This is a genomic window from Flavobacterium cryoconiti (assembly GCF_048158645.1).
GTDB classification, from domain to species: Bacteria; Bacteroidota; Bacteroidia; order Flavobacteriales; family Flavobacteriaceae; genus Flavobacterium; species Flavobacterium cryoconiti.
On the sequence record NZ_JBLNKW010000002.1, the window covers coordinates 302246 to 316260 of the forward strand.

7 protein-coding genes are annotated in these 14015 nt (G+C 31.4%); all 7 read left to right on the top strand.

Going from position 1 to position 14015, the window contains the following annotated elements; genetic code table 11:
* Nucleotides 1–277 precede the first annotated feature (277 nt).
* The 7 genes from ACM55H_RS04265 to ACM55H_RS04295 all read left to right on the top strand — a co-directional run bounded on the left by ACM55H_RS04265 (nucleotide 278) and on the right by ACM55H_RS04295 (nucleotide 14014).
* A complete protein-coding gene (locus tag ACM55H_RS04265) occupies nucleotides 278–2107 on the top strand; it encodes a sensor histidine kinase (RefSeq protein WP_416835324.1) in 1830 nt (609 codons plus the stop codon).
* Nucleotides 2097–2498, top strand: coding sequence for a response regulator (locus ACM55H_RS04270; RefSeq protein WP_416835325.1), 402 nt, complete (start codon nucleotides 2097–2099; stop codon nucleotides 2496–2498). The genes ACM55H_RS04265 and ACM55H_RS04270 overlap by 11 nt, the downstream gene beginning before the upstream one ends.
* A 64-nt stretch (nucleotides 2499–2562) precedes the next feature.
* Nucleotides 2563–3477, top strand: a complete 915-nt coding sequence (locus tag ACM55H_RS04275) for an ABC transporter ATP-binding protein (RefSeq protein WP_416835326.1) — start codon at nucleotides 2563–2565, stop codon at nucleotides 3475–3477.
* Nucleotides 3478–3481: 4 nt separating this feature from the next.
* Entirely contained in the window at nucleotides 3482–4318 is an 837-nt protein-coding gene (locus ACM55H_RS04280) for an ABC transporter permease (RefSeq protein WP_416835327.1), read from the top strand.
* A 15-nt stretch (nucleotides 4319–4333) separates the two neighbouring features.
* Nucleotides 4334–6649: a T9SS type B sorting domain-containing protein gene (locus ACM55H_RS04285; RefSeq protein ID WP_416835328.1), complete on the top strand. Its 2316-nt coding sequence runs from the start codon at nucleotides 4334–4336 to the stop codon at nucleotides 6647–6649.
* A gap of 24 nt (nucleotides 6650–6673) precedes the next feature.
* Nucleotides 6674–11143, top strand: a complete 4470-nt coding sequence (locus ACM55H_RS04290; protein WP_416835329.1) for a T9SS type B sorting domain-containing protein — start codon at nucleotides 6674–6676, stop codon at nucleotides 11141–11143.
* A gap of 81 nt (nucleotides 11144–11224) precedes the next feature.
* Complete coding sequence (locus ACM55H_RS04295; protein ID WP_416835330.1) at nucleotides 11225–14014, top strand: T9SS type B sorting domain-containing protein; 2790 nt, start codon at nucleotides 11225–11227, stop codon at nucleotides 14012–14014.
* Nucleotide 14015: the final 1 nt, after the last annotated feature.

Below are 14015 nucleotides of genomic sequence, written 5' to 3' on the forward strand. Positions count from 1 at the left end.
AACTCCCTACTTATGATAGTTTTTATTGTTATGAAGGAATTTCTAAAACCATTTATACAATACCATTACATCAAGAAAAAAACGTTATTGCTTTAGCCGTTTTAATGATTTGAAAAGGCTTTTTTTAAAATAAGCATTTTTTACATTCTCTTTAAACATATTAAAAAAATACTCCAAAAAGGAAATCAAACTTCCATTTTTATGTTAAAAAGAATGCTAACCCAACATATTTACTATATATTTGACTCCCCCTCAATAGATTAAATTAATACCTACTATGACAAATATACCTGAGCTATATTTAAAAGCTGCACAATCGGCAAAGATTGGTGTATGGAAACTGAACTTACTAACTGATAATGTTTACTGGGATGCTGTCACAAAAGATATTCTAGAAGTTCCCGAAGATTTCAAGCCAATAAATGGAAATGGAATTAATTTCTATACTGAGGGTGAAAATAGAGAGAAAATTAGATTATTAATTGATAAGGCTATCAATGAAGGAATATCTTTTGAAGATAAATTTCAAATCATCACTGCTAAAAATAATATTAAACATATAGAATGTATCTGTCAAGTTGAATTGATTGACGGAAAAACAACTCAATTATTAGGTACTTTTCAAGACATCACAAAAGAGCAAAATTTAATCAACGAACTTCAATTAAACGTTGAAAAATTTTCTTCTATTTTCTCTAGTGCCAATGATTCAATTATTATCATTGACACTTCTAATGGAATCATAACAGATTGTAACCCCCGAACTACTTCACTTACCGGTTACGAATGTTCTGAATTAATAGGCTTGCATAATTCGGAATTATTCCCTTTAGAATATAAAAAACAAGTCCGGATTTTTCTAACTTATAATTTAACTAAGGATGATTATGTAGTAAATGAAACCTATATAAAATCTAAATATGGCGAATCAATACCTGTAGAAATTGCTTCAGGCAAAAAATTTCAGGTAAATCAAATCACCTATTTAGTCTGTTTCATCAGAGATATTAGCGAAAGGAAAAATATTGAACAAAAACTAAAACTGTTATCCCTAGCTGCTTCAGAAACTACTGATACTATTGTAATTGCGAATCCAAAGGGAGAGGCAATATGGGCAAATCAAGCCTATTTAGATTTGACAGGCTTAGACATGAATGAAGTTATTGGTCAGAAACCTGGGTATTTATCAAAGGGACCTGAAACAAATATACAGGCCACTGCTACTATGCGGGAAGCAATTAGGAATAAAGAAAGTATAAAAATTATTATTCTGAATTACAATAAGAAAAAAGAAAAGTACTGGTTTGAATTGAATATTACTACCGTTTTTGATAGTCAAAATAATTTTATAAATTTTGTTGGAGTTGGTCGAGATGTTACACTTAGAATTGAAAAAGAGATTGAACTTAAACATTTATTAGAAGTCACCAGCCAACAAAATAATAAGCTATATAACTTTACCCATATTGTTTCACATAATATTCGTTCCCATACCAGTAATTTATCTATGGTTGTCGATGTAATTGAAAATACAGATGATATTACTGAGAAACTTTCCTATTTTGATTTATTTAAAGAAGGAACCGAAAAGCTATCAGAAACAATAGAATATTTAAATGAAATTATAACTATTCAGCAAAAAACTAATATTGAAAAGACAACGATTCGTTTAAAAGACGAAATCGAAAAAACAAAAAAATCATTGAGTTTGGTTATCAAAGAAAGTCAGATAACAATAACCCATTCCATTCCTGATGATTTAACTGTCAATGTAATCCCAGCTTATTTAGATAGTATTTTACTCAATCTATTTACCAATGCAATAAAATATAAATCTCCACAACGCAACGCTATTTTAGAAATTGGTTATGAAATAAACAAAAATTTTACAATTATAACTTTCAAAGACAATGGATTAGGATTAGATTTAAAGAAAAATGGTCACAAAATTTTCGGAATGTATAAAACTTTTCATGGAAATGAAGATGCCAAAGGAATTGGATTATTTATAACTAAAAGCCAACTTGAGGCCATGGATGGTAAAATTGAAATAGAAAGTGAAGTTGGTTCTGGATCCCTTTTTAAAGTGTTTTTAAATGAAAAATAAATTGATTTATATCATTGACGACGATAAGATATCAGTTAAACTAATGAGTATTATTATTTCTAAAAACAAGTTTTGTGAAGAAATTGATCCATTCTACAATCCTCAATTTGCATTAGATAAGCTAAAACAAAATTACGATCAAAATGAAAAACTGCCAGATGTAATTTTACTTGATTTGAATATGCCTATCATGGATGGATGGCAGTTTTTAGATGAATTTATTCAGTTACAAATAAAGAAAAAAATTTCAATTTTCATGATCACATCTTCAATTGATCCGTTTGATATTGAAATGGCTAAAAAATACAGCATAGTAAAAGACTTTATTATGAAACCTATTACTGCTGAAAAATTAAATAAAATTTGCACTTTAATTGATAAAATAAACTAATTCCCGTTTAATAGTAACAAATAACACCCTTGTTCGTCCTATATAAAACTTAAAAAAAGACACTTTGGAAATTATACTCTCTATCAAAAATCTTAACAAGCGTTATGGCAGTCTACAAGCCTTAAAAGACGTTTCATTTGACATATATAAAGGTAATGTTTATGGAATTCTTGGTCCAAACGGTAGCGGAAAATCAACAACATTAGGGATTGTTTTGAATGTTGTTAATAAAACTTCTGGAGAATATAGCTGGTTTGGTGGCACTATGCAAACCCATGAAGCGCTAAAAAAAGTGGGAGCCATAATAGAAAGGCCTAATTTCTATCCGTATATGACGGCAAAAGAAAACTTAGAATTGGTTTGCAGAATAAAAGGTATCAATTATACTAAAGTAAATGAAAAGCTGGAATTAGTAGGTTTAATAGACCGACAAGACAGTAAATTCAGTACTTTTTCTCTTGGGATGAAACAACGTTTAGCGATAGCTTCTGCCCTACTGAATGATCCGGAGATTTTAATTCTTGATGAACCAACGAATGGTTTAGATCCACAAGGAATTCATCAAATTCGAGATATAATCAAACATATTGCGGCAAAAGGAACTACCATTTTACTGGCTTCTCATTTATTGGATGAAGTAGAAAAAGTATGTACACATGCACTAGTTTTAAGAAAAGGCGAAATTTTATATTCTGGGTTAGTTGGCGGTATGTCTACCAATGAAGGATTTTTTGAGTTACAAGCTGATGATAATGAAAATCTGGCATTCATTTTAAAGACTCATCCTGCCGTGAAAAATGTTGTAAATGAGGGTGGAAAAGTTTTAGTTTATTTAAAACATGATTGGGAAGCAAGGGAATTAAATCAATTTCTTTTCGAAAAAAACATTGTATTAAATCATTTGGTTAAGCGAAAAAACAGCTTGGAAGAGCAATTTTTAGAATTAACAAATAACGCTAAATCAACTATCAAAAACTAAACTAATGAAACGACTTCTCTCAATAGAACTACAAAAAATATGGAAAAATAAAGCAAGCCGAGTATTGACTTTGACTTATTTTATTTTACTAACCTTTATTGCATTAATTGCTTCTATCAAATTTGACCTTGGAATTTTCAAACTTCATCTTGCCGAAATGGGTATTTTTAATTTCCCTTTCATTTGGCATTTCAATACCTATATTGCCGCTATTTTAAAATTATTCCTAGCGATTGTTATTGTATCAATGATGGCAAACGAATACAGTTACGGGACATTAAAACAAAATCTGATAGACGGAATGAGTAAAAAAGAATTTATTATGTCAAAATTTTTGACCATAATTTTATTTGCTGCAGTATCAACCGTTTTTGTGTTTATAATGTCATTAATTTTAGGATTTAGCTTTTCCTCATATACTGAAATCGGCATTGTTTTCTCTGATTTAGAATATATTTTGGCCTATTTTATAAAGTTAATTGGATTTTTCTCTTTCTGCTTATTTTTAGGAATATTAGTAAAACGTTCTGCATTTGCTCTTGGTTTTCTTTTAGTTTGGAATATTATTGAAGGTATTGCCAAAGGAATTTTAACTTTTAAAATATTTCCGGATAGCGATAAAGCATCGTATATAACACAATTTTTTCCACTGGAATCCATGTCTAATTTAATTGTGGAACCATTCTCCAGATTATCAATCATTAAGTCTATTGGAAACCAAATTGGAATAGAAAACGGTAAAGATTACGGTGTTCATTTCTCCTCAATAATAATCGTTTTATGCTGGACTTTCATTTTTACATTCTTATCCTATCGCTTATTAAAAAATAGAGATTTGTAGTATCTTTACAGTGCTATGAAATGTATAAAAATAATCTTATTTTATATTTTTATTCGTTGCTCTATATTTAGTTCAACGGCGCAATCTATATCTGTAAATGACTCTTATACAGCGCAACAACTTGTTGAGAATGTTTTAGTAAATAGTTCTTGTGCTAACATTTCAAACCCAATTGCAACTGGAGATACATTTACTGCTGGGCAAAATAGTTATGGCTATTTTAATAATGAAGGAGGTAGTTTTCCGTTTACTGAAGGTGTGCTTTTAAGTACTTGGAGCAGTCAAAATTCAATAGGCCCGTTTGTAAGAACTAAAGGAGGAGGGGATCCTGCTTGGTCAGGTGATACTGATTTAGATAAAGAATTAGGTATTAAAACGGTAAATGCAACAGTCTTAGAATTCGATTTTACACCACTAACTAATTTCATAAGTTTCGATTATATATTTGCTTCCAATGAATACCAAGATGATTTCCCATGTCGTTATTCTGATGGATTTGCATTTTTAATAAAAGAAAAAGGGAGCGCAATCAATTATCAAAATTTAGCTGTTCTTGCCGGCACTTCTACCCCTGTTTCATCACAAAATGTTCATCCTCTTATTTTACCATTTGGCGTAGGCGGTGGTTGCCCAGCAAAAAACGAAAACTATTTTGGTGGATACAGCTCAGCAACAAGTCCCACGAATTATAGTGCACAAACAATAGTCCTGAATGCTCAAACAAATGTCATAGCAGGAACAACTTATCACATAAAATTAGTAATTGCTGATGATAGTAATGAATATTATGACTCCGCTGTTTTTCTAAAGGCAGGTAGTTTTTCTCCAAAAATAGATTTAGGACCTGATCAACTCTTAGCAACGAATAACCCAATTTGTTTTGGCAAAAGCTATACTATTAATACTAATCTACCTGCCAGCTATAGCTACAAATGGTTTAAAGATTCTAATGAAATAATAGGCGAAACTAATCCGTCCCTTACCATTACTGATACAGGCAACTACAAAGTTGAAGTTACCTTGTCCCCTACAACTTGTATGGCAACCGATGAAATAAGAATAGAATATACACCACAAATTATTTTGAATGACACTACACTTTCACAGTGCGATGACAATAATGATGGGATTTCAATTTTTGATTTAACCAGAGTTGATACTTTGGTAAAAAATAATAATCCTAACTTAAGTACTATTGTGTATTATGAATCTTTAGTTGATGCTCAAACGCAACTTAATCCAATTGCGAATTCAACAAGTTATCAAAATAAGGCAATAAACCAAATAGTCTTTGCCAGAACTACAAATTCTTTTGGTTGTGCGAACTATGCCAAAGTTACTCTTCAAATTTCAAACAATAGTATTGCCCCTCAAAATCCAATTTCGACCTGCGATGGTGATAGTACTCAAGATGGTTTGTATCATTTTGATTTAAATGCACAAGTAACACCACAAGTTTTGAATGGATTACCTGCCGGATTAATTGTTGAATATTATTTGAATACAACTGACGCTATTGCACAAAAAAATCCTTTGTCAAACGTTTTTAATAATACTGTTGCAAACCAACAAATTATTTATGCCAGAATTGTAAATGGTTCTGATTGTTATGCAATCACTCCGGAAAAACTTATAGTTAATACTTTTAATCCACCAAACTTTCAAAATGAGAAAGCCGTATTATGCAACGGGAGTTCAATAAACTTAGTTATTAATACTGGATTTTCAAGTTATTTATGGAACACGGGAGCAACTACAAATTCAATTAATGTTACTACATCTGGCAACTATTCGGTAAAAGTTACTAATCCAAATGGTTGTATTGCAACAAAGACTTTTGAAGTAGCAGCATCTGGAATAGCTACAATAACCGGGGCTACAATAAATGATTTTGATGGAAATGAAAATTCAGTATTGATTGAATATACTGGAGTTGGTAATTATGAATTTTCACTTGATGGATCCTTTTTTCAAGATAATCCGTTATTCAACGCAGTTGCTCCGGGAGATTATTTAGTTTATGCCCGAGATAAAAATGGTTGCGGTTTATCCAATCCATTTAAAATTTATGTTTTAGATTACCCTCGTTATTTCACTCCAAACGGAGATGGATTTAATGATATTTGGGAAATTAAAAATCTAAATTTGTTACCAAAATCTAAAATAACGATTTTCGACCGTTATGGTAAATTATTAAAAGAACTTAGTTCAACAAGTTCTGGTTGGAATGGCACTTTCAATGGATATACATTACCCTCAGATGATTATTGGTTTAACTTAACCTTTGAAGATGGAAGAATAATAAAAGGACATTTTACATTAAAAAGATAAATCTTAATTTCTTATTTTTATAAAATGAAAAGAATAGTACTCCTTTTTTTTACTTTCCTATCCATTACTTGCGTTGCCCAATTTAGTAAAACACATTACATCCCACCTATAACCTGTGGAACAAATTTGGCAGGTGATCATTATATCTATATTTCTACTCCAAGCAGTACAGATGTCAATTTCAAAATTATGGCAAATGGAGGCAGTATAATAACAGGCGTTGTAAATAACAGTAATCCATATATTTACTCTATTGGACAAGGAGATAACACCCAACTATTCACTCCAAAAACAACTATCGGAATTTTAACAAACAAAGGCTATGTAATTGAAGCTGAAGATTTAATTTATGCAAGTGTAAGAGTCAATTCAGGCCCTAACCCAAATGCATATGTTCATGCAGGAGGATTAGTATCTAAAGGAAATAGCGCTCTAGGAAAAACGTTTCGATTAGGGGCTATGTTAAATCCTCTTTATGACAGTACTGTATTAAATTTCGCATCCATTCTATCGACAGAAAACAGTACAAAAGTCACTATTTCAAATATTCCTATTGGTACGGTACTGTCAAATGGCACTACTATTACTGGGCCAATAATAGTTACTTTAAACAAAAATGAAAGTTATATTTTAGCTTTAGAAAATTACGACAATACTGTTTCTAATAGTTCCAAAATGATTGGAGCCTTAGTAGAATCGGATAAGCCTATAGTTGTCAATTCCGGTTCATTTGCAGGTAGCAACAGTACAAGTCTAAACGCACAAGGAAATCCAGCCGGAAGAGATGTAGGCTTTGACCAAATTGTCCCTTTCGAAAAGACCGGAAAGGAATACATCTTTGTCAAAGGAATTGGAACTGATGAATTAGAACGTGTTTTATTGATTGCAAACGTAGATAATACCAAAGTTTTCATTGACGGCACCACTCTTTTTAAAACGATTAACAAAGGGGAATATGCCGATATTGATGGAAGTAAATTTACTAATGGAAATTTATACATTTCTACTTCTGAAAATGTTTTTGCTTATCAAAGCATTGGAGGATCCGCATCTCCCGCTAATCAGAATCTTTTTTTTGTACCACCATTAAACTGTGCAACACCTAGTATTGTTGACAACATTCCATCTATTGAATCTATAGGAAATACATTTTATGATGGCGGTTTAAATATCGTTACTGAGACTGGAGCAACAGTAACCATAAATAATAACCCAATAGTTAGTCTACCAGTTGCTGTTGTTGGCAATCCCAATTATGTAAGATATACTGAAAACAATCTGGTGGGAAATATTGCAGTAAAATCCAACAGGCAACTCTATGTTTCTTATTTTGGAACTAATGGAGCTGCAACCTATGGTGGCTATTATTCCGGTTTTGATACTAAACCGGAAATTGTTACTGATAAAATTTTAGTGTCCAATTCCGCATGCATTCCAAATGTAAAGTTAAAAATCAGTACTTTATCGTCTTATGATACCTTTCAATGGTATTTTAATAATAATCCAATTAATGGTGCAAATTTAAATTCATATACTCCTACTCAACCGGGCTATTACCAAGTAAAAGGAAGCATTGTGGGCTGTCCAAGTATAATTCCTATTTTTTCGGATAAAATTCCAGTAAGTGATTGTCCATTAGATTCAGATAATGACGGGACTAATAATAACATTGATATTGATTTGGATAATGATGGCATAACAAATGCTCTTGAAGCCAACATCTCCTTATTAAATCAGTCAAATACGATTATAAGTTCTGATTATAATGCTACTATAACCGGAAGTGGAACTATAACAGGAAAACCATTATATGGATTTGTATCACAAGTTCCAGCTGGAATAACAAATTCAGTTTCATACACTTTAAACCTGACAAAACCAGAAAGTATTAGCATTAATTATATAGCTCAGGATAATTCAAACCAAATTACAGCTGTTTCCGAATACTTAAATGCTGAGGGAGATTTTATTTTACAAGTTCCAGAAAATAAAACTATTACGTTGACAGATCCGCAAAATCAATTGCTAGTAGATACTAATTATGATGGGATTTATGAAAGTGGAGTGACTGAATTCTCTTCTTTCGAAATCCGTTTTCGATTAAAAAGCACAATACCATTAACTCCAGGTTTGGGTAGCTTCCAGTTTTCATCTTATCTTACTAATTCGGTTACATTTACCCATACTAATCTATCCGATACAAGCGTCAATAAAGCAATATTCATGATTAGTCATACCGAAAACTTTGATTCAGATTCTGACACAATACCTGATTTATTTGACCTAGATAGCGATAATGATGGAATTCCTGATACTATTGAAGCTCAAGGAAAAGGTTTTAAAGTTTTTTCAGGGACTGATTCTAATAAAAATGGATTAGACAATGTTTTCGAACCTGGACTAATACGAATTAATACCGACAATGATATTTTTAATATATTTCCTGTTGTATATGATTTACATGATTTAGACAGTGACAATGATGGCATTTATGATTTGATCGAATCAGGAAGTAATGCTATTGATACCAATAAAGATGGAATTATAGATGGTTTGCCAGTTTCTTTTGGATCCAATGGTTTATTTGACGGACTTGAAACGAGTCCTGATAGCGGTAAATTAAATTATACTATCACTGATACTGATTTAGACGGGAATTTTAATTACATCGATTTGGACAGTGATAATGACATTTGTTTTGATGTTTTTGAGGCTGGTTTTAATGACCCCAATAATGATGGAATATTAGGCAGTAATCCCGTTACAGTCAATACAAATGGTAAAGTTACAAGCGGTGTAGGATATAGTACTCCAAATAACAATTACATTATTGCTGCACCAATTGAAATCATTACACAACCGCAAGCAAAGCCTGCATGTGAATTACAAAACACAACAATTACAGTACTTGATAATGATGGAAATACATACCAATGGCAACTTTCAACTGATGGAAATACATGGAGTACCATTTCAAATAATACCATTTACAATGGTGTTACAACCAATACTCTTTCAATAAAAAGTGTTACGAATGCAATGAACGGATATAAATACAGAGTAAAACTGGAAAAAAATGGTAATTCTTGTGGCTTAATTTCTGCAGAGACTACTTTAACAGTTTATGCCTTACCAATAATTAATACAGCCACAATTGTTCAATGTGACGATGATACTGACGGCTTTTCTAATTTTAATTTAACGGTAAAAAACAATGTCATCTCATCTAATTTTGCCTCTGAGGCTTTCACCTATTACACCACACTTTTAGGAGCTCAAGCAGGTGATACTGCAAATTTAATTTCAAACCCTTTAGCTTTTAAAAATACAACTGCTGGCAGTATGACTATTTGGGCCAGAGTAGAAAATACAAACGGATGCTTTAATACAGTTCAAATTACATTAGTAGTTTCTACTACTCAAATTCCAGCCACATTCAGTCGTACTTTTTCAAATTGTGATGACTTAGCCATTACCAATGATGATACTGATGGAATTTCTACTTTTGATTTTAGTAGCGTAACAAATGATATACTGTCAATTCTTCCTATACCAAGTTCTTTATATTCTGTAAAATATTACAAAAATGAAGCAGACGCTTTGTCAGAAAGCGATGAAATTACAAATTCTACAAACTATACAAATGAAGGTTATCCAAATGAACAAAAAATTTGGGTTCGTGTAGAAAGTACCGCTGATAATGCCTGTTATGGTTTAAGTCCCCGAATTACATTAAAAGTAAATCCAAAACCTAATATTGATACAAACGAAGATTTTGAAGAAAATGAATTGGTATGTTCTAACCTTCCCACTTTTTTTGTAAAACTAGATTCTGGAATTCAAGATGGCTCACCAACAAGTAATTATACTTATGTTTGGAAGAAAGATGGAGTTATTTTACCAAATGACATAACGCCAACATTGAATGTAAATCAAGAAGGTGATTATACAGTTGAAGTTAGCTCATTAGCAGGTTGTAGCAGAATACGAACAATAAAAGTTACTGCTTCGGATGTTGCTAAAATTGCTAACATTGATATAGTTGATTTATCCGATTCAAATTCTATAACTATAAATATAACTGGACAAGGACAATACGAATATAGTATGGATGCTTCTTTTGGACCTTTTCAAGAATCTAATTTCTTCGATAATGTATCAGCCGGAATTCATGAAATATACATTAATGATAAAAATGGCTGCGGAATCGTTAGTCAATCAGTAGCAGTAATTGGAGTTCCTAAATTTTTCACACCCAATGGTGATGGCCAAAATGATTATTGGAATGTAAAAGGAGTAAATGTAAGTTTCAATAAAAATTCTATTATTTATATTTTTGATCGTTATGGAAAACTTCTCAAACAAATAAACACTTCAAATCAAGGATGGGATGGAACTTTTAATGGTTTTCTTTTACCCGCAGACGATTATTGGTATACTCTAAAATTAGAAGACGGTAGAGAAGCAAAAGGACATTTTAGCTTAAAGAGATAAAATATTAAACAATATTTATGATTTATGTTAAAATTTATTTTTTAAATAGATATTAACTATATTTGTTAGTTTAAAATAAACATGAAATACGGTACACTAATTATCTTTTTTCTTCTATTTTTTTCAATACCTACTTTTGCACAAAAAGAAGCTGCAAACTGGTACTTTGGTGCTCGAGCTGGTTTAGATTTTAATTCAGGAAGTCCTGTTGCCTTAATAGACGGTCAATTAAATACCGCCGAAGGATGTACAACTATTTCTGATAAAAATGGAAATTTACTTTTTTATACAGATGGTTCAATTGTATATGATAAATCACATCAGATTATGCCAAATGGTTATGGTTTACTTGGGCATAACTCAAGTACACAATCAGCGATTATCGTTCCAAAACCAAACAATCCCAATTTATATTATATTTTCACCGTAGATCAACCACTTCCTGCAAATGTAGATAGCAACCCATTAAATGATGAAGATCCGCCTAATAATGGATTAAACTACTCCTTAGTTGATTTAAGATTAAATAATGGTTTAGGAGATATTTCCATTAAAGAAAAAAACATACATCTTATAACCTACGATACAAATAATGATGAAGATGTAAAATTTAAATGCTCCGAGAAAATTACAGCAGTACAACATGGAGATGGTGTTTCTTTTTGGGTAATTACTCATTTCAAAAACACTTTTTATTCCTTCAAAATAACGAATCAAGGCGTTGATAAAAAACCTATCCAAACTAGTACACCATTAAATGTACCTATCGGTGGTTATCTCTCAAATGCCATTGGTTATTTAAAAACATCTCCAAATGGAAAAAAAATAGCTATAGCAAATACCTCCGTAAAACAGAATGATGATTTAGGTCCAAAAAATAATATAATTAGAAACACCGGTAACGTATGGCTATTCGATTTCGATTCCGTTACAGGAAAAGTAAGCAATGGATTTTCAATTCTTAACGGAGTAAATCCATATGGATTAGAATTTTCAGCAAAATCTAAAAAGTTATATGTAACTACAAATCTGTTCAGTAACGATGATGTTTCTTTAGGAAGCTTATTAATTCAATTTAACTTAAAAAGCTCAAATATTATTGGATCAAAAACCACAATCAACTCATCCACAAATGTTGCAGGTGCATTACAATTAGCACTTGATGAAAAAATATACCGTTCCGGATATAATTCAAATGGAAATGATAGTAGCTATAAATTATCTGTTATAAACAACCCCGAATTAGATGGCTCTAACTGTAATTATTTACAAAATGAAATTGATTTAGGCGGAAAAAAAGCCAAATTAGGTTTACCTCCATTTATTACTTCACTATTTTTATATGCATTTAGCTATGAGTTTAATTGTTTCGGCCAATCAACACATTTTTATATCAATTCTGTCGAAAAAATAGATGCAGTTCTTTGGGATTTTGGAGATGGTTCTACATCCACAAATAGAGATGCATATCATACCTACACTAAAACCGGTGATTATAAAGTAACGTTAATAAAAACTGTAAATGGAGAAGACAGGGAACCGCTTGAAAAAATAATAACCATTTATGATACTCCCAAAATACTTTCGACACCCTATAAATTAGTTCAATGCGACACACAAGATAATTTACCTACAGATGGATTAGCAACATTCAATTTGGCTTTAGCTAATGAACCAATTAGTTTAGGAAAAAAAGATTTTGAAGTATATTACTATCATAGTGTTGTTGATGCAGATAATGATAATACGAATACCCAGTCGATTCCAGTAAATTACCGCAACAGTATTCCTGATGAAATTATATTTGCAAAAGTTACTCAACCAAACTCAACTTGTTATAGCATTGGATCAGTTATTTTACATGCTAATAAAAGCATTTTATTATTACCCGAAGCAATGCGCGAATGTGATCTTGGCGAAGGAAAAAGTTTGTTCAATTTGAAAGAGAAAAAAAACTTAATAAAAACTGAATTGAATTTACCTTCAGATGTACGCTTATTCTTTTATGCTAATGAAGATGATGCCTCATTAGGGATCAATGAACTGGAAGAGAATTACACTTCAGCTTCAAAAACAATATTTCTTCGAGCTGAAAACAATGAAGGTTGTTATGGGACTGGACATTTTGAAATTATCGTAGAACCAACTCCAAAAATTAATGTTTTAGAAAATAGAATTCTATGTGAGGGAAATACAAATCCTTCGATACTATTAGATGCTGGAATTTTAGCACCCGCAATCACCAGTGATTTTACCTATTCTTGGTCAACCGGTGAAACATCTCCAACAATATCAGTAAACAAACAAGGCGAATATAGTGTTATTGTAAAAAACAAATCAGGCTGCTCAACAACACGAAAATGCATTGTAACGATATCCTATTTAGCAAAAATAAACAACATAATAATTCAAGATTTTCAGCCCTTAAACCAAGTTATAATTGAGGTGGTTAATCCAAATGATTACAGATATATGATTCATTTTCAAAATGGCACTGAAACACCTTTTCAAAGTTCAACTATTTTTGAAAATGTACCAGGTGGTTTTCATGAATTGATAATAGAAAACAATAATGAATGTGGCCAAAAAATAAAAAGTTTTACTGTATTAGATGCGCCAAAATTCTTTACTCCAAATGATGATGGATACAATGATTATTGGAATTTAAAAGGAATAAATACACCTTTTTACAAAAATACAGTTATATACATTTTTGACCGATACGGAAAATTACTTCGTCAATTATCTCCTTCAAGCCCTGGTTGGGATGGCACTTTTCATAAAGAACCATTACCCGCTGATGATTATTGGTTCACAATAAAATTAGAAGACGGTAGAGAAGCAAAAGGCCATTTTAGCTTAAAAAGATAAG